Source organism: Pseudomonas lini (genome assembly GCF_001042905.1).
GTDB lineage: Bacteria > Pseudomonadota > Gammaproteobacteria > Pseudomonadales > Pseudomonadaceae > Aquipseudomonas > Aquipseudomonas lini.
In genome coordinates this window covers 736,252-754,898 of record NZ_JYLB01000003.1, presented here as the reverse complement: position 1 = coordinate 754,898, position 18,647 = coordinate 736,252, and the positions used below count along the sequence as shown (strand labels likewise).

15 protein-coding genes are annotated in these 18,647 nt (G+C 59.8%); 8 read left to right on the top strand and 7 right to left on the bottom strand.

Going from position 1 to position 18,647, the window contains the following annotated elements:
- Together TU81_RS12055 and mfd are read right to left on the bottom strand one after the other, a co-directional pair.
- Positions 1–579, bottom strand: a complete 579-nt coding sequence (locus tag TU81_RS12055) for a CsiV family protein (protein ID WP_038979979.1) — start codon at positions 577–579, stop codon at positions 1–3.
- Between the two features lie 9 nt (positions 580–588).
- Positions 589–4,038, bottom strand: a complete 3,450-nt coding sequence (gene mfd / locus TU81_RS12050) for a transcription-repair coupling factor (RefSeq protein WP_048395261.1) — start codon at positions 4,036–4,038, stop codon at positions 589–591.
- A 362-nt stretch (positions 4,039–4,400) separates the two neighbouring features.
- Here mfd and TU81_RS12045 point away from each other — a divergent pair, with 362 nt between their 5' ends.
- Complete coding sequence (locus TU81_RS12045) at positions 4,401–5,864, top strand: glyceraldehyde-3-phosphate dehydrogenase (protein WP_038979981.1); 1,464 nt, start codon at positions 4,401–4,403, stop codon at positions 5,862–5,864.
- Positions 5,865–6,050: 186 nt separating this feature from the next.
- Here TU81_RS12045 and tcuC read toward each other — a convergent pair whose 3' ends face one another.
- Complete coding sequence (gene tcuC, locus TU81_RS12040) at positions 6,051–7,349, bottom strand: MFS transporter (protein ID WP_048395259.1); 1,299 nt, start codon at positions 7,347–7,349, stop codon at positions 6,051–6,053.
- A 201-nt stretch (positions 7,350–7,550) separates the two neighbouring features.
- Between tcuC and TU81_RS12035 the strand changes: the two genes are divergently transcribed.
- Together TU81_RS12035 and sthA are read left to right on the top strand one after the other, a co-directional pair.
- Positions 7,551–8,600, top strand: a complete 1,050-nt coding sequence (locus TU81_RS12035; RefSeq protein ID WP_390176084.1) for an FAD:protein FMN transferase — start codon at positions 7,551–7,553, stop codon at positions 8,598–8,600.
- 206 nt (positions 8,601–8,806) lie between these two features.
- Positions 8,807–10,201, top strand: coding sequence for a Si-specific NAD(P)(+) transhydrogenase (gene sthA, locus TU81_RS12030; protein WP_007907752.1), 1,395 nt, complete (start codon positions 8,807–8,809; stop codon positions 10,199–10,201).
- Positions 10,202–10,243: 42 nt separating this feature from the next.
- Here sthA and TU81_RS12025 read toward each other — a convergent pair whose 3' ends face one another.
- Complete coding sequence (locus TU81_RS12025) at positions 10,244–10,966, bottom strand: glycerophosphodiester phosphodiesterase (protein ID WP_038979983.1); 723 nt, start codon at positions 10,964–10,966, stop codon at positions 10,244–10,246.
- Positions 10,967–10,980: 14 nt separating this feature from the next.
- Positions 10,981–11,562 carry a PilZ domain-containing protein gene (locus TU81_RS12020; RefSeq protein ID WP_038979984.1) on the bottom strand — a complete coding sequence of 194 codons (582 nt, stop codon included), beginning with the start codon at positions 11,560–11,562 and terminating at the stop codon, positions 10,981–10,983.
- Positions 11,563–11,656: 94 nt separating this feature from the next.
- Here TU81_RS12020 and TU81_RS12015 point away from each other — a divergent pair, with 94 nt between their 5' ends.
- The 3 genes from TU81_RS12015 (at position 11,657) to TU81_RS12005 (ending at position 14,908) form a co-directional block, all read left to right on the top strand.
- Complete coding sequence (locus TU81_RS12015; RefSeq protein WP_048395256.1) at positions 11,657–12,907, top strand: lipoprotein-releasing ABC transporter permease subunit; 1,251 nt, start codon at positions 11,657–11,659, stop codon at positions 12,905–12,907.
- 7 nt (positions 12,908–12,914) lie between these two features.
- The gene (lolD, locus tag TU81_RS12010; RefSeq protein WP_020700644.1) at positions 12,915–13,598 is read left to right on the top strand and encodes a lipoprotein-releasing ABC transporter ATP-binding protein LolD; all 684 of its coding nucleotides are present in this window, start codon (positions 12,915–12,917) and stop codon (positions 13,596–13,598) included.
- A 65-nt stretch (positions 13,599–13,663) separates the two neighbouring features.
- Complete coding sequence (locus TU81_RS12005; protein WP_038979986.1) at positions 13,664–14,908, top strand: lipoprotein-releasing ABC transporter permease subunit; 1,245 nt, start codon at positions 13,664–13,666, stop codon at positions 14,906–14,908.
- A 123-nt stretch (positions 14,909–15,031) separates the two neighbouring features.
- Here TU81_RS12005 and TU81_RS12000 read toward each other — a convergent pair whose 3' ends face one another.
- On the bottom strand, positions 15,032–16,381 hold the full coding sequence (locus tag TU81_RS12000) for a heavy metal sensor histidine kinase (protein WP_048395253.1): 1,350 nt from the start codon (positions 16,379–16,381) through the stop codon (positions 15,032–15,034).
- Positions 16,381–17,061 carry a heavy metal response regulator transcription factor gene (locus TU81_RS11995; RefSeq protein ID WP_038979988.1) on the bottom strand — a complete coding sequence of 227 codons (681 nt, stop codon included), beginning with the start codon at positions 17,059–17,061 and terminating at the stop codon, positions 16,381–16,383. Before TU81_RS11995 ends, TU81_RS12000 begins: the two co-directional genes overlap by 1 nt.
- 154 nt (positions 17,062–17,215) lie before the next feature.
- On the opposite strand from TU81_RS11995, the gene copI reads away from it, so the two are divergent.
- The gene (gene copI, locus TU81_RS11990) at positions 17,216–17,737 is read left to right on the top strand and encodes a copper-resistant cuproprotein CopI (protein WP_038979989.1); all 522 of its coding nucleotides are present in this window, start codon (positions 17,216–17,218) and stop codon (positions 17,735–17,737) included.
- A gap of 61 nt (positions 17,738–17,798) precedes the next feature.
- Positions 17,799–18,629, top strand: a complete 831-nt coding sequence (gene queF / locus TU81_RS11985; RefSeq protein ID WP_038979990.1) for an NADPH-dependent 7-cyano-7-deazaguanine reductase QueF — start codon at positions 17,799–17,801, stop codon at positions 18,627–18,629.
- The last annotated feature ends 18 nt before the right edge of the window (positions 18,630–18,647 follow it).

Genomic DNA, 18,647 nt, shown 5'->3' with positions numbered 1-18,647 from the left:
TCAGTCCGGAATTACATCGGGGGCTGGCCGAGGCGCAGGGGCGGTCAACGAGGTGATCTTGATAAGTAGGCCCAGATGGCCGTTGTCGAGGAAGTTCAGCTGACCGTTCTTGGTATGGCTTTCCTGTTTCAGGCGTTCGCTGGCGGTGACCAAGCCGTTGGCATCGATCTGATTGACCCAGAAGTCGGCGTCGACGTCGGTGAAGCGTCCCAATTTCAGGCTCAGCGTGCCTTCGATCGGGAACTGCCCGAACTGTTCGGTGCCTTCGCTGATCGCGACTTTGCTGGCCTCTTCGCCGAGGTTCTGTTGCCAGGCCTTGTGCAGCAACACGGTGTATTCGTTGCTGGCGGTGAGCTTTTCCACCTCGGGATTAAGGCTCGGCGTGCGAAAGCTGTCGGGGCTGATGCGTTGAGCACCGGCATCCCAGTCTTCTGGCGCGGCGCGGCTGACGATGGCGGGCACGGTGTTTTGCCGCACCAGAATCATTTCAACCTGATACAGATCATCGGCAAACGCCGTGGGGGCGACCAGCGTCGTGATTAACATCGTCAACAAGGTCAGTGAGCGAAACAGGCGCATGCGGCGTCCTTAAGCAGTGGTCGGAATGAGGCGCTCGAACAGCGCCTCTACAGTATTAAAACGCTCTTGCGGGCTTTCCATTGGCACCTGGAATTTGAACATCGTGGCGCCTTCGAATTTGTAGCGTTTGGGCTGGCTCTGGATCAGTTTGATCAGTGTCAGCGGGTCGACCGGTGTCTGCGCCGCGAACTCGATACGACCGCCTTGCGGGCCACCGTCGACTTTCTTGATGCCCAGTTGTTCGGCCTGCAATTTCAGCGCCGTGATCCGCACCAGGTTCTTAGTCGGCTCCGGCAGCAAACCGAAACGGTCGATCATCTCCACTTGCAGGTCCTTGAGGCCTTCCTCATCGGTGGCCGAGGCAATGCGTTTGTAGAGAATCAATCGAGCATGAACATCCGGCAGATAGTCCTCGGGAATCAATGCCGGTACACGCAGATTGACTTCGGGACCGCCACCCAGCGGTTGGTCGAGGTTCGGCTGTTCACCCTTGCGGATAGACTTCACCGCGCGCTCTAGCATTTCCATGTACAGGGTGAAACCGACGGCCTGGATCTGCCCGCTCTGACCGTCGCCCAGCAGTTCACCGGCGCCACGGATTTCCAGGTCGTTGGTGGCGAGTACGAAGCCCGCGCCGAGGTCCTGGGTATTGGCGATCGCTTCAAGACGCTTTTCTGCGTCGGGAGTGATTTGTTGGCGCGGCGGTGTCAGCAGGTAAGCATACGCCTGGTGGTGGCTGCGACCGACGCGGCCACGCAACTGGTGTAGCTGCGCCAAGCCGAACTTGTCGGCGCGCTCGATGATGATGGTGTTGGCGCTCGGCACGTCGATGCCGGTCTCGATGATGGTCGAGGCGATCAGCACGTTGAAGCGCTTGTGGTAGAAGTCGCTCATTACTTGTTCGAGATCGCGTTCACGCATCTGCCCGTGGCCGATGCCGATCCGCGCTTCCGGCACCAGTTCGGCGAGGTCGGCGGCGCATTTCTCGATGGTCTTCACGTCGTTGTGCAGGTAGTAGACCTGACCACCGCGCAGCAACTCACGCAGCAGGGCTTCTTTGACCGTGCTCTTGTTCTGCTCCATGACGAACGTGCGCACCGACAGGCGACGGGCCGGTGGCGTGGCGATGATCGACAGGTCACGCATGCCCGACACCGCCATGTTCAGCGTGCGCGGAATCGGCGTAGCGGTCAGCGTCAGGATGTCGACTTCACTGCGCAGTGCCTTGAGCTGTTCTTTCTGACGGACACCGAAACGGTGCTCTTCGTCGATGATCACCAGCCCGAGGTTTTTTATCTTCACGTCGTCTTGCAGCAGCTTGTGCGTGCCAATGACGATGTCGATTTTGCCTTCGGCCAGGTCCGCGACCGCGGCGTTGACTTCTTTGGTCGACTTGAAGCGGCTCATCACTTCCACGCTCACCGGCCAGTCGGCGAAGCGGTCGCGGAAGCTGTTGTAATGTTGCTGGGCGAGCAGGGTGGTCGGCACCAGAATCGCCACCTGACGACCGCCGTGCACCGCGATGAACGCCGCGCGCATCGCCACTTCGGTCTTGCCGAAACCGACGTCGCCGCAGACCAGTCGATCCATTGGTTTCGGCGCGAGCATGTCGGCGCGCACCGCTTCGATGGTGGTTTGCTGGTCCGGGGTTTCTTCGAACGGGAAACCGGCGCTGAAGGTCGCGTAATCGGCTTTCGGGTCGGCGAAGGCATAACCCTCGCGAGCGGCGCGGCGGGCATAGATGTCGAGCAACTCGGCGGCCACGTCGCGCACCTGTTCGGCGGCTTTGCGCTTGGCTTTCTGCCAGGTCTCGGAGCCGAGGCGATGCAGCGGCGCCAGGGCATCGTCGCTGCCGGTGTAACGAGCGATCAAGTGCAGGTTGGCTACCGGGACGTACAGCTTGGCGTTCTCGGCATATTCAAGGGTCAGGAATTCGGCGGCTTGATTGTCGATTTCCAGGATCGTCAGCCCCAGATAGCGGCCGACACCATGATCGATGTGCACCACCGGTGCGTTTTCGCGCAGCTCGGTGAGGTTTTTGATCACTGCATCGTTGTTGGCATCGGCGCGTTTCTCGCGACGACGGCGCTGCATCACGCGCTGCCCGAACAACGGGCTTTCAGCGACCAGAGCCAGGGCTGGATCGTCCAGCAACAGACCTTCGTCGAGCGGCGCGATGGTGATCGCCAAGCGCTCCTTGCTCGCAACAAAGTCTGGCCAGCTGTCGACGGTTTTCGGTCGCAGCTTCAAGCGTTCCAGCAATTCCAGCAGCACTTCACGACGGCCCGCGGACTCGGCGGTAAACAGCACGCGGCCAGGGAATTCGTCGAGGAAACCGGCCAGCGCTGCCAACGGCTGAGTGGCCTTGGCTTCGATGGCCAGGTTCGGCAGCAGCTGAGCGGGGAAGCGCTCGCGACCGACACCGGTTTCCACATCCTGTTGACTGGCAACCACACGGGGCCAGCTCTTCAGGCGGGCAAAGCAGTCTTCCACGGGCAAGAACAGCTCGGCCGGTGGCAATAAAGGACGGGATGGATCGACGCGGCGCTCTTCGTAACGATTGCGCACGTCGTTCCAGAAATTTTCTGCCGCCTGTTCGATGCCCGGCAAAGAGAACACTTGCGTGTCCTGGGGCAGGTAATCGAACAGGGTGGAGGTTTCATCGAAGAACAGCGGCAAGTAGTACTCGATACCCGCCGGTGTAATCCCGCTGCTCAAATCCTGAAAGATCGGGCAGCGACGGAAATCGACATCGAAACGCTCGCGAAAGCGCGCCTTGAAACGGGTGACCGCGTCCTTTTGCAGCGGGAATTCCCGCGCCGGAAGCAGGCGAACGGTGTCCACCTTGTCGATGGAGCGCTGGTTTTCCGGATCGAAGGTACGCAGGGTTTCGATTTCGTCGTCGAACAGATCGATGCGGAAGGGCAGTTTGCTGCCCATCGGGAACAGGTCGATCAGCGAGCCGCGCACGGTGAATTCGCCATGCTCATAGACGGTATCGACATAACGATAGCCGCTAGCTTCAAGCCGGCTGCGCATTTGCTCGACATCAAGCTTCTGGCCGACATCCAGTACCAGGCTGCTGCCGAGCAGGAATTTGGTCGGCGCCAAGCGGTGCAGGGCCGTAGTGATCGGCACGACCAGCACGCCATGCTCCAGCTCCGGCAACCGATACAGGCTCGAGATGCGCTGAGAGATGATGTCCTGGTGTGGCGAGAACAGGTCGTAGGGCAGGGTTTCCCAGTCGGGGAAATGCAGGACAGGCAAATCCGGGGCGAAGAAACTCAGCTCCTGTTCCAGCCGTTCGGCACTCTGGCTGTCGGCGGTCAGTAGCAGGGTAAAGCGCTTGGCAGCGCTGGCGGCCTCGGCAATGGCCAGGCTCAGGGCGGCACCGGGCAAGTTGCCCCAGTGCTGTTTACCTGCCGCGGCAGGGAGAAGCGGTAGACGCAGAACGGGCACGGAAGGTTGAGCTCCAAGCGTTGCGACAAAGTCGACAATTGTAACGGCCTCAGGTGCCGGCTGTCAGTTGCAGATATGTCTATTACGCGGGTTGGGCAAAATGTAGTGGTAATGACAAAATCGAGCGGTTTTTTAGTGAAAACTACTGATTATGTAGTGGCAAAACGAACGTGTGTTACGGATGGTTACGGACAAGGTGGCGATATCTCCAAAAAATTGACGATGCTGGAGGCCCCGGTTTTACTGGGCTGGAGCGGGGCGTAATTTTTTTGAACGGGATTCTGTTACTGCCCGTGCGACAGGCGCGCATTGCTACGGGAGGCAGTCGGCGGCATAATGTAGCCCCTTTTTTCTGCCCCTACATGTGGAAGGTTCCCGTGACTCAGAAGCCCGACCAGTGTCTTGGTGAATGGATCGACCGTGAAGCACTCGCAGAAGCGATGATTCCGCTTATCGGTCAGCTCTACCGCAATAACAACGTGGTGAGCTCGATCTATGGCCGCAGTCTGATCAACCAGTCTGTCATCGCGATTCTCAAAGCTCACCGCTTTGCTCGCCATCGCCAGTCCGATGACAGCGAATTGTCCGTCCACGAAACATTCCCTCTGCTCAAGGCAATGAGTGAGCTCAAGCTCGGCGCTGCTTCGGTAGACCTGGGCAAGCTGGCTGTCAAATTCAAAGCCGAAGGCAATGGCCGTACCGCCGAAGAGTTCGTCCGTGACGAACTGGTCGATGTGGTCGGCAAGCAGAATGGTTCCGGTCGTACCGGCACCGACGTTGTCCTGTATGGCTTCGGTCGTATCGGCCGTCTGCTGGCGCGCATCCTGATCGAGAAAACCGGTGGTGGCGACGGCCTGCGTCTGCGCGCCATCGTTGTCCGCAAGGGCGCCGAGAACGATCTGGTCAAACGTGCCAGCCTGCTGCGTCGCGACTCGGTGCACGGTTCGTTCAATGGCACCATCACCATCGATGAAGCCAACAACACCATCACCGCCAACGGCAACCTGATCCAGGTTATCTACGCGAAGAACCCGACTGAAGTGGACTACACCCAGTACGGCATCAAAAATGCGCTGTTGGTGGACAACACCGGTGTATGGCGTGACGCCGATGGCCTGGGCCAGCACCTGGCATGTCCGGGTATCGACCGCGTTGTTCTGACCGCGCCTGGCAAAGGCAAGCTGAAGAACATCGTTCACGGCATCAACCACGGTGAAATCACTGCTGACGACAAGATCGTGTCCGCCGCTTCCTGCACCACCAACGCCATCGTGCCGGTGCTGAAGGCTGTGAATGACAAGTTCGGCATCATCAACGGTCACGTCGAAACCGTTCACTCGTACACCAACGACCAGAACCTGATCGACAACTTCCACAAGGGTGATCGTCGTGGCCGTAGCGCCGCGTTGAACATGGTGATCACCGAGACTGGTGCTGCCACCGCTGCCGCCAAGGCGCTGCCTGAGCTGGCCGGCAAGCTGACCGGTAACGCGATCCGTGTTCCGACGCCAAACGTGTCGATGGCCATTCTCAACCTGAACCTTGAGAAAGCCGCCACCCGTGAAGAGATGAACGAGTACCTGCGCTACATGGCGCTGCACTCCGATCTGCACAAGCAAATCGACTACGTCAATTCGCAGGAAGTGGTTTCCACCGACTTCGTTGGCTCGCGCCACGCAGGCGTTGTGGACGCTGAAGCGACCATCGTTCAGGATAACCGCGTTGTTCTGTACGTCTGGTACGACAACGAGTTCGGCTACAGCTGCCAGGTGGTTCGCGTGATGGAAGACATGGCCGGTGTAAACCCGCCAGCGTTCCCGCGCTAAGCGCTTTTGGTTGTAAATGAAAACGCCCCGACCTAGGTCGGGGCGTTTTTGTTGTGCGGTTTGGTCAGTTGCAGGTGTGTTGTCGGTGTTGGCCTCTTCGCGAGCAAGCCCGCTCCCACATTTGATCGAGTTGTCCCGGCGGACGCGGTCAAATGTGGGAGCGGGCTTGCTCGCGAAGGCGATGGATCAGGCGCCGCCGACTACTGCCGCTTGCGCAGTCCGCAACTCGTGACGATTGCCCCGGAACAGCACCAGCGTCGCAATCAACCCCAGCACCGCCGCGCCACTGAGCCAGATCCCTGGCGCCGCCCTGTTGTCCAGCACATGGATCAGATACGTACAGGCCGCCGGTGTGAAACCACCAAAGGTCGCGGTCGCCAGGCTGTAGGCAAGGGAGAAACCAGTCGTGCGAACTTCCACCGGCATGATCTCGGTCAGGGCCACCACCATGGCGCCGTTGTACGAGCCATACAGGAACGACAGCCACAACTCGACGATCAGCAGATGGCTGAAGCTCGGGTTCGCAACTAGCCATGACAGCGCTGGATAAGCCGTGAGGATCGCCAGAATCGTCGCCGCCAACAGCAGGGGTTTGCGCCCGATCCTGTCAGACACAGAACCCATCACCGGCAGCCAGAAGAAGTTCGACAGGCCAATGCACACGGTCACCAGCAACGTATCCAGATCCGACAGATGCAGTTCGGCTTTGCCGAAGGTCGGGGTGTAGGCGGTGATCAGGTAGAACGACACAGTAGTCATCACCACCAGCGCCATGCCGGCGAGGACGATGCCGAAGTTCTGACCAATCGAGCGGACAATGTCTTGCAGGGTAGGGCGGTGCTTGCGCGCCTGGAATTCCGGGGTTTCTTCCAGAGAGCGGCGGATCACGAAGATCACCGGTACGATCATGCAGCCGATCAGGAACGGCACGCGCCAGCCCCATTCGCCCATTTCTTCCGGGCTGAGCCAATGGTTCAAGCCCACGCCGAGCAGGCCGGCGAATACCACCGCGGCTTGCTGGCTGGCGGACTGCCAACTGACGAAGAAGCCTTTGCGGCCTGGTGTGGAGATCTCGGCGAGGTACACCGACACACCGCCCAGTTCCACGCCCGCCGAGAAGCCTTGCAGCAAGCGACCGAACAATACAATCAGCGGCGCCGCGACACCCAGCGTCGCGTAACCCGGCACGCAGGCAATCAATAGTGTGCCGGCGGCCATCATTGCCAGTGTGATGATCAAGCCTTTGCGGCGGCCGTGACGATCGATGTAAGCCCCGAGGAAAATCGCCCCCAGCGGACGCATCAGGAAGCCGGCCCCGAAAGTGGCCAAAGACAGCATCAGGGACGCGAAAGCGCTGTCGGCAGGGAAGAAGGTTTTAGCAATGGCCGTGGCGTAAAAGCCGTAGACCATGAAGTCGAACATCTCCAGGAAGTTTCCGCTGACGACGCGAAAAATTGCTTTGCCATTGCTCGTATTGGAAGACATTTGTAAGTACTCACGCTGGTAAATCTTGTTTGAAAACGCTGCACCTGTGGGAGCCTGCTCGCGATAGCGGTGACCGGATTTACGATTGCTTCGCAATCGGCCGGGGGCAAGCCCCCTCGCCACACAGGCTCGCTCCCACAGGTTTGGCGTCTGGCTGACGGGCGCTGGCAGACCTCGCTCTAATGCGCTCTGAGGCCCATAATGGCGGGCGCGGTTTTGAGGGGAGATGAAGATTTGTTAACTGGACGGTGGAGTGGGCTTGTGGTGCTGGCCGGCGTTTTGTCCGGTTGCGGCAATGGCGACAGCCTGGAACGCTTCGACGGTCCGACCATGGGCAGTCGTTATTCCATCCAATACGTAAGACATTCCTCCACGCCCGGGCCGAAAGCGGTGCAGGCCGAAGTAGAAAATATCCTCGCCGAAGTGGATCGACAATTCTCGACCTATCGCAGCGACTCGGACACCGTACGCTTCAACGCACTGCCGGCCGGTCGCTGTCAGGTCATGCCTGGCCCTGTGCTCGAATTGATCCGTGTGGGCGAGCAGTTGTCATCCCAAAGCGACGGCTCCTTCGACTTGACGGTGGAGCCGCTGCTCAACCTTTGGGGATTCGGTCCGCAGGCGCGTGAGGAAAAAGTCCCGAGTGCCAAAGCGCTCGCCGAGGTGCAGCAACGCGTCGGCCACAGCCACTTGCGCATCGACGGTGATCAGTTGTGCAAGGACGCCGCGGTCGAGGTCGACTTCAACAGCATCGCGGCCGGTTACGCGGTCGACACGATTGCCGCAAAGCTTGAAGGGCAGGGCATCCAGAATTACTTGGCGGAAGTCACTGGCGAACTCAAGGCTGCCGGCAAAAAGCTCGACGGTTCACCTTGGCGCATCGCGTTAGAAGAACCTCGGGACGACCAGCTAGTTGCGCAAAAAATCATCGCCGTCGACGGCTACGCTGTGTCCACCTCCGGCGACTACCGCAATTATTTTCAGCAGAATGGCCGGCGCTATTCCCACACCTTCGATGCCCGCACCGGCGCTCCGGTCCTACACGCCCTGGCGTCAGTCACAGTGATTCATCCTTCAGCGTTAATGGCCGATGGCCTATCGACGCTGTTGCTGATTCTCGGTCCTGAACGGGGTTGGGACTATGCCGAAACCCATGACATTGGTGCATTCTTTGTGATTCGTGCCGATACAGGTTTCGTCACCCGCACCAATCAGGCTTTTGAGCGCCTGGCGGGTGAGAAAACCAAGTGATTGCGGCTTAAAAAGCATTATTGATGGCGTTGTAGTGCAGGCAAAACTAGCCTACGACGCGACCAAGGGTTAATGTGCCCGGCGTTGACGCTTCTATAGACTGTGTCCGGGTTCTGCACTGGCCCCAAATTGTTCCTTCACGCCGCAGATCGGCGTGATTTAGCCGCAGGTGCCGAGGGCGCCGCGGCCTGTTCTGAGGAGTATGCATGGCTGTCTACAACTACGACGTGGTGGTGTTGGGTTCCGGCCCGGCGGGAGAAGGCGCGGCAATGAATGCCGCCAAGGCAGGACGCAAGGTGGCGATGGTCGATAGTCGTCGCCAGGTCGGCGGCAACTGCACCCACCTGGGCACCATCCCGTCCAAGGCCTTGCGTCACTCGGTCCGGCAGATCATGCAGTTCAACACCAACCCGATGTTCCGGGCGATTGGTGAGCCGCGCTGGTTCTCGTTCCCGGACGTTTTGAAAAGCGCCGAAAAAGTCATCTCCAAACAAGTCGCCTCGCGCACCGGCTACTACGCCCGTAACCGTGTCGACGTGTTCTTCGGCACCGGCAGCTTCGCTGACGAGCAAACCATCGAAGTGGTCTGCGCCAACGGCGTGGTCGAAAAACTGGTGGCCAAGCACATCATCATCGCCACCGGCTCGCGTCCTTATCGCCCGGCGGACATCGATTTCCATCACCCGCGTATCTACGATAGCGACACCATCCTCAGCCTCGGCCATACCCCGCGCAAACTCATCGTTTACGGTGCTGGCGTGATCGGTTGCGAATATGCCTCGATCTTCAGTGGTCTGGGTGTGCTGGTTGAGCTGGTGGATAACCGCGGTCAGTTGCTGAGCTTCCTCGACTCGGAAATTTCCCAGGCCCTGAGCTATCACTTCAGCAACAACAACATCACGGTTCGCCACAACGAAGATTACGACCGCGTCGAGGGCGTTGACAACGGTGTGATCCTGCACCTGAAGTCCGGCAAGAAGATCAAGGCCGATGCCTTGCTCTGGTGCAACGGTCGTACCGGCAACACCGATCAGCTGGGTCTGGAAAACATCGGCGTGAAGGTCAACAGCCGTGGCCAGATCGAAGTCGACGAAGCCTACCGCACCTGCGTACCGAACATTTACGGTGCCGGTGACGTGATCGGCTGGCCGAGCCTGGCCAGCGCAGCGCACGACCAGGGCCGTTCGGCCGCTGGCAGCATCGTCGATAACAATAGCTGGCGCTTCGTCAACGACGTGCCAACCGGCATCTACACCATTCCGGAGATCAGCTCGATCGGCAAGAACGAGCAAGAGCTGACTCAGGCCAAGGTGCCGTACGAAGTGGGCAAGGCGTTCTTCAAGAGCATGGCGCGTGCGCAGATCGCCGGCGAGCCGCAAGGCATGCTGAAGATCCTGTTCCACCGCGAGACGCTGGAAGTGCTGGGCGTTCACTGCTTCGGTTATCAGGCGTCGGAGATCGTGCACATCGGTCAGGCGATCATGAGCCAGCCGGGCGAGCTGAACACCCTGAAGTACTTCGTCAACACGACGTTCAACTACCCGACCATGGCCGAAGCCTATCGGGTAGCGGCGTACGATGGCCTCAACCGGCTTTTTTGAGCGGCTCCGGCCGGTGGCCTGAGCCGGCCGGGGAGACCGATTTCAGCAATTCTCGAGCGTGGCAGTGGCCAAACCGGGAAAGTCTGTAATCAGGCTGTCAACGCCGAAGTCGGCGAGTCTGCGCATCAGCGCGGGCTCGTTGACTGTCCACACCGACACATGCAGCCCCTGACGTTGCGCCTTCTGCAGGCGTTCCGGCGTACACAGGGTCCAGTTCAGCGCCAGCATCTCACAGCCATAGTTTTGCGCGACCTTCAGCGGGTCGAGCCAGGCGTACTCGGCCACCAATCCGCGAGACACGTCCGGCACCAGGTCCAGCGCGGCTTTCAATACTTCGCGTGAACTCGACGTAATCGTGATCTTGTCCCGCATGCCGAAACGCTGAGCCATTTCGCGAATCGCCAGCACGGTGGTCGCGGCACGGGTGCGTGAAGCGCTTTTGACCTCCAGCTGCCAGTGCTCGAAATCGCATTTCTCGAACAGTTCTTCCAGCGTTGGAATCGGGCAGGGTTTGATCCAGCCCGGGCCACCCTTGCGCGCGTCGTAGGTCACCAGCTCCGCGGCGGTATGTTCGACTACTTTGCCGCGACGCTCGGTGGTGCGTTTGAGCGTCGGGTCGTGGATCACCATCAACTCGCCGTCCATGGACAGGTGCAAGTCCAGTTCGCAACGGCGAACGCCGTGCTTGAGGCATTCCTGAAAGCTGGTCAGGGTGTTTTCCGGTGCTTCGCCCTTGGCGCCGCGATGGCCGTAGATGAGAGTCACGGTTCTTCCTTAAATTAAATGCCTGATTCGTTTTGTTCGCGGGCCAGGCGTCGTTCTTGTGCCTGTCGCTGCAAGATGTAACGGGCCAGCAATTGCCGCTGGGCATCGGACAGATGTTCGAACTCGGTGCCGACGTCGTAGCCGTCGCCCTTGCGGTCGCAATGGGTGACGCGGGCTCGCAGCAACAGGCCCAGGGCTTGCGGCATCAGCACCAGTTTGACCGACAGGTGTGTGCCGGTGGTGATGGGCGTCGGATGCTGAAAGTCGATGCCCCCTTCGGAGAGGATCACCGGCTGCGGTTCGCCGATCTGTCCGAGCACGGTCAGGGCGACCACCTGACTCAGCAGGTCGATGCGTTTGTTCTGGGATTTCAGGAACGCGGCGATGGTCCGGTCACGTTCGCTGATCTGTCGCAGCAGGTGTTGCGACTCGAATTCGCTCAGGTGCAGTTCGCTGAGCAGGTTGAATAGAGGGGAAGCATCCTGCAACACTTCCTGGCCTGCGGCTTCGGGAGCAGACAGGGGCCGAATTTCCAGTGCGATCGTGTCCTCGATACGGTAGTATTCGCGGCGATCTTCTTCATCTAATGTCGACATGGCGAACCCATGGTAGCGGCGGTGGTCTGAGTGTAAAGCTGGTTATCGACCCCCGCCACAAGGACGTTCCTTTTCCCTCCGAACAAGCCCCGACATGTTCAGACCTCTCTTCGTATTTATTGGCACGCGTTATACCCGTGCAAAGCGTCGCAATCATTTTGTGTCGTTCATTTCCCTGACCTCGATGATCGGACTTGCCCTTGGCGTGGTCGTGATGATCGTCGTGCTGTCGGTCATGAACGGCTTCGATCATGAGATGCGCACCCGCGTGCTGGGCATGGTGCCCCACGCGACCATCGAGTCCGGTGAGCCGATCAGCGACTGGCAAAGCCTGGCCGCCAAGGTCAAGCAGAACCCGCAGGTGGCGGCGGTTGCGCCCTTCGTCCAGATGCAGGGCCTGCTGACCAACAACGGCAAGGTCTCCAAAGTGCTGCTCAATGCCATCGACCCGGTGCAGGAGCGGCAGGTGTCGATCATTGATAACTTCATGCAGCAGGGCAAGCTCGACGACCTGGCGCCGGGCAGTTTCGGCATCGTCATCGGCGACAAGGCCGCAGCCAAGCTCGGCGTGGCGGTCGGTGACAAACTGACGTTTGTCGCGCCGGAAGTCACCGTGACCCCGGCCGGGATGTTCCCGCGCATGAAACGCTTTACCGTGGTCGGCATCTTCCACGTCGGTGCCGGTGAGATCGACGGGTATCTGGGCATTACCAATTTGCAGGATCTGGCGAAGCTGCACCGCTGGAAGCCGGATCAGGTCCAGGGCATTCGCTTGAAGTTCGACGATCTGTTCCAGGCACCACGCATGGCATGGACCATCGCCCAGCAACTCGGCGAAGACAAGTATTACGCCCGCGACTGGACCCGCACCCACGGCAATCTGTATCAGGCGATCCGCATGGAAAAAGCCATGATCGGCCTGCTGTTGCTGCTGATCGTCGCCGTTGCGGCGTTCAACATCATTTCCACGCTGGTGATGGTGGTAAACGACAAGAAGGGCGACATCGCGATTCTGCGCACCCTCGGCGCCACGCCGGGTTCGATCATGGCGACGTTCATGGTTCAGGGCACGGTCATTGGTGTGGTCGGTACGCTGATCGGCGCCGTGGTCGGGATCTTCGCCGCGCTGAACGTCAGCGCCGCGATTTCGGCCCTTGAAGGGCTGATCGGCCATAAATTCCTGAACGCCGACGTGTATTTCATCGATTACCTGCCGTCGCAAGTGCAGAGCCAGGACGTGTTGATGGTCTGCGCCGCCGCGTTGATCCTGAGTTTCCTCGCCACCCTGTATCCAGCCTGGCGTGCCGCGCGCACCCAGCCTGCGGAGGCGCTACGTTATGAGTGAGTCGGGCATGAGTGATAAAGCAATCTTGAGCTGCCGCAACCTGGGCAAGTCCTACGTGGAAGGTCCGGAATCGGTAGAGGTTCTGGCGGGTCTGCAACTGGAGCTGCACCCTGGTGAGCGCGTGGCGATCGTCGGTACGTCGGGTTCGGGCAAAAGTACCTTGCTCAACCTGCTGGGCGGTCTCGATACACCGACCAAGGGCAGCGTCTGGCTGGCCGGTGAAGAACTCTCGGCACTGAACGAAAAAGCCCGTGGCCTGCTGCGCAATCGGTCGCTGGGTTTCGTTTACCAGTTCCACCACTTGCTGCCTGAGTTCACCGCGCTGGAAAACGTCTGCATGCCGTTGCTGATTGGTAAAACCGCGATCCCGGAAGCGCGCCAGCGTGCGACAGCGTTGCTGGAGCGTGTAGGACTGGGCCACCGTCTGGAGCACAAACCGGCGGAATTGTCCGGTGGCGAACGCCAGCGTGTGGCCATCGCCCGTGCCTTGGTGAACAAGCCAGGCCTGGTGATGCTCGACGAGCCGACCGGCAACCTCGACTCCCACACCGCACAGGGCATTCAGGATTTGATGCTGGAACTCAGCACCTCGATGCGCACCGCGTTCCTGGTGGTGACTCACGACATGAACCTGGCTCGCCAGATGGATCGCGTCCTGCATTTGCAGGAAGGTTACCTGACGCCTATCTGATTGACCGAAACCCGGCGTACTGAACAGTGCGTCGGGTCTTTTATTTTTATACGGTGCCCCAGCGAATGTTCAGACCGTTATCGATCTTTATCGGCACGCGCTATACCCGCGCCAAGCGCCGCAATCGCTTTGTTTCCTTCATCTCGATGACCTCGATGATCGGCCTCGCCCTGGGCGTGCTGGCGATGATCGTGGTGCTGTCGGTGATGAATGGCTTCCAGCGCGAAATGAGCTCGCGCATCCTCGGCATGGTGCCCCACGCGACCATCGTCGGCGTGAACCCTATCGACGATTGGCAGCCGGTGGCCGCCGCGGCGATGAAGAATCCTGCAGTAACGGCGGCGGTGCCGTTTACCGAAATGGAGGGCATGCTGTCCTACAAGGGCACGATGCAGCCGATCCAGGTCAGCGGTGTCGACCCGGCACTGGAAGGCAAAGTCTCGATCGTTGCCAAGCACATTGTTCAGGGGCGTCTCGATGCCTTGAAGCCGGGCGAGTTTGGCGTGGTGGTCGGTGAGATCACTGCGCGACGCTTTCGCTTGAATGTCGGCGACAAAATCACCCTGATCGTGCCGGAAATCAGCACCGCACCGGGCGGGATTACCCCGCGCATGCAGCGGCTGAACGTGGTGGGCGTGTTCAAGGTTGGCGCCGAGCTGGACGGCTCCATGGCGCTGATCCACCTCGCCGATGCCGCGCAGATGCAGCACTGGCAGCCGAATCAGGTGCAGAGCGTGCGCCTGGCGGTGAAGGATTTGTACGCCGCGCCGCAAGTGTCGAGCGACATCGCGACAGGCCTGGGCGCCGCTTACAAGGCTGACGACTGGACCCACACCCAAGGCAGTCTGTTCAGCGCGATGAAAATGGAAAAAACCATGATCGGCCTGCTGTTGCTGATGATCGTCGCGGTGGCGGCGTTCAACATCATCGCCACCCTGATCATGGTGGTGAACGACAAGGGCGCGGACATCGCAATCCTGCGCACCATTGGCGCGACGCCTCGGCAGATCATGGCGATCTTCATGGTGCAGGGCACGGTGATCGGGGTTGTCGGTACCTTGATTGGCGGCGTGCTGGGCGTGATCGCAGCGCTGAACGTCAGTGAGCTGGTGGGCTGGATGGAGCGGGTCAGCGGGCAGCACATCTTCAGTTCCGATGTGTACTTTGTCAGTAACTTGCCGTCGGAATTGCAGGGCGCGGATGTGTTGTTGATCTGTTCCGCCGGTTTCATCATGAGCTTTTTGGCGACGGTGTACCCGGCGTGGCGGGCGGCGAAAGTCGAGCCAGCTACGGCGTTGCGGTATTCGTAAGCCTGTAGACCGCTATCGCGGGCAAGCCCGCTCCCACAGGGTTTCGAGTCGTTCACATCATTGTGTTTCAACTCGGTCACTGTGGGAGCGGGCTTGCTCGCGAAGGGGCCAGACATGCCACCCTCAATCCCCCTTCGGCAACTCAATCACAAACCGCGTCCACCCCTTATCCGATTCGCAACGAATCTGCCCGCCATGGGCACGGATGATCGATTGGGTGATCGCCAATCCCAACCCCGCATGCTCACTGCTGCCTTCACGACGCGCTGGGTCTGCCCGGTAGAAGCGGTCAAACAAACGCGGTAACAAGTCTTCAGAAATCCCTTCACCACTGTTTTCAACAGTCAGGCTCACGCCTGTCGGCTGTTCGATTATCTTCACCCGCACCTCGCCACCGACCGGGGTAAACCGCAGCGCATTGTCCAGCAAATTGGACAGCGCCCGACGCAACATGCTGCGGTCGCCCTGCATGCTCGCGCTGCCGTCACGACTCAACTTCACCTGAGCGTCCTCGGCCAGCGGCGCAAAAAACTCCAGCAGCACATCGGCTTCTTCCGCCAGTTCCAGCGGTTCGCGCTTGGGCATCAGCAAGCCGTGGTCAGCCTTGGCCAGGTACAACATGTCGTTGACCAGTTGCGCCATCCATTGCAGTTCTTCGAGGTTGCTGTGCAGCGCTTCGCGGTAATCCTCGATGGGGCGAGGGCGGGTGAGGGTGACCTGGGTGTGGGTCAGCAGGTTCGACAGCGGCGTACGCAGTTCATGGGCGATGTCGGCGGAAAACGCCGAGAGCCGCTGAAAAGAGTCGTCGAGGCGTCCGAGCATGGCGTTGAAGCTGTGGGCCATTTCCGCGAGCTCTGGCGGCATGTCTGCTTCCGGCAGGCGCGCGTTGAGCGATTGCGCCGAAACGCCGCTGGCGACCGCACTCATGCGTCGCAGAGGGCGCAACCCACTGCGTGCCGCCCAGGCTCCGAGCAGGGCGGTGGCCAGCGCCGACAAACCGACCGTCAGCCAGATCAAATGCTGCATGCGTTGCAGAAAGTGTTGGTGATGGGTGATGTCCAGCAGCAGGGTCAGTTGCGGTGAGTCGGGCTTGTCGAGAAATAGCGGCGCATTCAGGACACGGTAGTCGGTGCCGTCGTCGCTCACCGTCGACAGGCCCAACTGGCGCGGCAAGTCTTTGGGTAAACCGGCTGAGCTGTCGTACAAACGTTGTCCGTCGCTGCCGATGATGCGCAGTGAAAGATCGGCTTGTCGGCTCAATTCATCGGCTAGCCTGGCTTCGGTTTCGCTGGACTGAATGTCATCCAGCGCCCGGCGCAAGCCAATCAGTTTGCCGTCGAGCAATTGCTGATCCAGTTCGACAAAGTGCGCCTCGCTGGCGCGGCTGAACAACACCCCGGCGAACAACGACACCACCGCGGTGCATGCTGCGAACAGCAGCGCCAGACGATTGCTTAGTGAGAGTCGGCGCATCAGGCAGGGCGCTCTTCAAGGACGTAGCCCATGCCGCGCACGGTGTGGATCAACTTGTTCGGGAAGTCGTCGTCGATCTTCAGGCGCAAACGGCGGATCGCCACTTCGATAACGTTGGTGTCGCTGTCGAAATTCATGTCCCACACTTGGGAAGCGATCAGCGATTTGGGCAGCACTTCGCCTTGGCGCCGTAGGAGCATTTCCAGCAGGGCGAATTCCTTGGCGGTCAGGTCGATGCGCTGGCCGTTGCGCTCGACCCGGCGACGGATCAGGTCCAGGCGCAAGTCGGCCAGTTGCAAGCTGGTTTCCTGAGGCGTGACGCTGCCGCGCCGCAGCAGACTGCGAACCCGCGCCAGCAGTTCGGAGAAGGCGAACGGTTTGACCAGATAGTCGTCGGCACCCAACTCCAGACCGTGAACCCTGTCCTCCACCGCGTCTCGGGCTGTAAGAAACAGTACCGGTGTGTCCAGGCCAGCACCGCGCACCGCTTGCAGAATCTGCCAGCCATCGCGACCGGGCAGCATCACATCGAGGATCAACAAGGCGTAATCGCCGCTTAACGCCAGTTGCTGGCCGGTGTTGCCGTCTGCCGCCAATTCGGTGGTGAACCCGGCTTCGGTCAGGCCCTGACGCAGGTAATGGCCGGTTTTCGGTTGGTCTTCAACAATCAGCAGTTTCATGGGCGGCTCGGGCAATTGGAACAGGTGCGTTATACCGTGGGCGGCGGCGATAAAGGCCAACCTGACAAAGTTGTAATCTGCCTGTCAGGTGGCTGGCAGAGCCCGCGGATTAGAGTTTCCCACAAGCTGAACCTCATCTTGTTGGAGTACGACTATGTTTTTGCAAAATCGTCTGGTACTGGCCGCTTGCTTGCTGACTCTGAGCTTAGGGCTGGAGGCTTCGCCGGCGCATTCCTACGACTTCGGTCAACCGGCGACGGCGACCAAGACTACCCGCAGCATTGAAGTGGTAATGGGCGATATGTCGTTCGATCCGAAAGCCATCGAGATCAAGGCCGGTGAGACCGTTCGCTTTGTACTGGTGAATAAAGGCCAGTTGCTGCACGAATTCAACCTCGGCGACGCGGCGATGCATGCCCGGCACCAGCAGGAAATGCTCCAGATGCAGCAAAGCGGCATGCTGATGCCTACAGGCATGAAGGCCATGGACCACGGCTCCATGGCCGCAAAAGGGCATGGTATGAAACACGATGACCCGAACAGTGTGCTGGTGGAACCGGGCAAAACCGTCGAGCTGACCTGGACCTTCACCAAAGCCACCAACCTGGAATTTGCCTGCAATGTTCCCGGCCACTATCAGGCTGGCATGGTCGGCAAATTGACAGTCAGTCAGTAAGCACTCAAAGGCGGGAGCAAAGGCTGGTAGAATCCGCTGATTCTTCAGTCAGGTTTCCGCCATGCATCCCGCAGCCGAACATTCGCCGCTGGGCAAATCCAGCGAATACATAGCCACCTATACGCCGTCCTTACTGTTCCCGATCCCGCGCACCGCGAAATGGGCCGAGCTGGGCCTGACGGCTGAAACCCTGCCGTACAAGGGCGTGGACTTCTGGAACTGCTTCGAACTGTCGTGGCTGTTGCCATCCGGCAAGCCTGTGGTGGCGATTGGCGAATTCAGCATTCCGGCGGATTCGCCAAACATCATCGAATCGAAGTCGTTCAAGCTGTACCTCAACTCGCTGAACCAAACAGCGTTTGCCGATACCGCAAGCCTTGAAGCGACACTGGCGAAAGACCTCTCGGCCGCTGCCGGTAAACCGGTGGGCGTGCGGATTCGCAGCTTGAAAGATGTTGAGGCAGAAGGCGTCGTGGCGTTGCCGGGCGTGTGCATCGATGACCTGGACATCAGCGTCAGCAACTATGAGCATCCGCGCCCGGAACTGCTGCGGTGCGATGAGTCGCTCATTATTGAAGAGTGCGTGCACAGTCATTTGCTCAAATCCAACTGCCCGGTCACCAGCCAGCCGGATTGGGGCAGCGTAGCGGTGGAGTATCGCGGAGCGGCGCTGGACCATGCGAGTTTGCTGGAATACATCGTGAGTTTCCGCCAGCACTCGGACTTCCATGAACAGTGTGTGGAGCGGATTTTCCTCGACCTGCAACGGTTGCTGAAGCCAGAGAAGCTGACGGTGTATGCACGGTATGTGCGTCGCGGCGGGTTGGACATCAACCCGTATCGCAGCACCGAAGAAGTGCAACTGCCGAACCATCGCCTGGTCCGTCAGTAAGATCAAGATCAAAAGATC

Bases quoted from the DNA above. Each gene is read 5' to 3' on its own strand.
- TU81_RS12055 (WP_038979979.1), bottom strand. From the start codon at position 579: ATGCGCCTGTTTCGCTCACTGACCTTGTTGACGATGTTAATCACGACG.
- TU81_RS12045 (WP_038979981.1), top strand. From the start codon at position 4,401: ATGTGGAAGGTTCCCGTGACTCAGAAGCCCGACCAGTGTCTTGGTGAA.
- tcuC (WP_048395259.1), bottom strand. From the start codon at position 7,349: ATGTCTTCCAATACGAGCAATGGCAAAGCAATTTTTCGCGTCGTCAGC.
- TU81_RS12035 (WP_390176084.1), top strand. From the start codon at position 7,551: ATGGCGGGCGCGGTTTTGAGGGGAGATGAAGATTTGTTAACTGGACGG.
- sthA (WP_007907752.1), top strand. From the start codon at position 8,807: ATGGCTGTCTACAACTACGACGTGGTGGTGTTGGGTTCCGGCCCGGCG.
- TU81_RS12020 (WP_038979984.1), bottom strand. From the start codon at position 11,562: ATGTCGACATTAGATGAAGAAGATCGCCGCGAATACTACCGTATCGAG.
- TU81_RS12015 (WP_048395256.1), top strand. From the start codon at position 11,657: ATGTTCAGACCTCTCTTCGTATTTATTGGCACGCGTTATACCCGTGCA.
- lolD (WP_020700644.1), top strand. From the start codon at position 12,915: ATGAGTGATAAAGCAATCTTGAGCTGCCGCAACCTGGGCAAGTCCTAC.
- TU81_RS12005 (WP_038979986.1), top strand. From the start codon at position 13,664: ATGTTCAGACCGTTATCGATCTTTATCGGCACGCGCTATACCCGCGCC.
- TU81_RS12000 (WP_048395253.1), bottom strand. From the start codon at position 16,381: ATGCGCCGACTCTCACTAAGCAATCGTCTGGCGCTGCTGTTCGCAGCA.
- TU81_RS11995 (WP_038979988.1), bottom strand. From the start codon at position 17,061: ATGAAACTGCTGATTGTTGAAGACCAACCGAAAACCGGCCATTACCTG.
- copI (WP_038979989.1), top strand. From the start codon at position 17,216: ATGTTTTTGCAAAATCGTCTGGTACTGGCCGCTTGCTTGCTGACTCTG.
- queF (WP_038979990.1), top strand. From the start codon at position 17,799: ATGCATCCCGCAGCCGAACATTCGCCGCTGGGCAAATCCAGCGAATAC.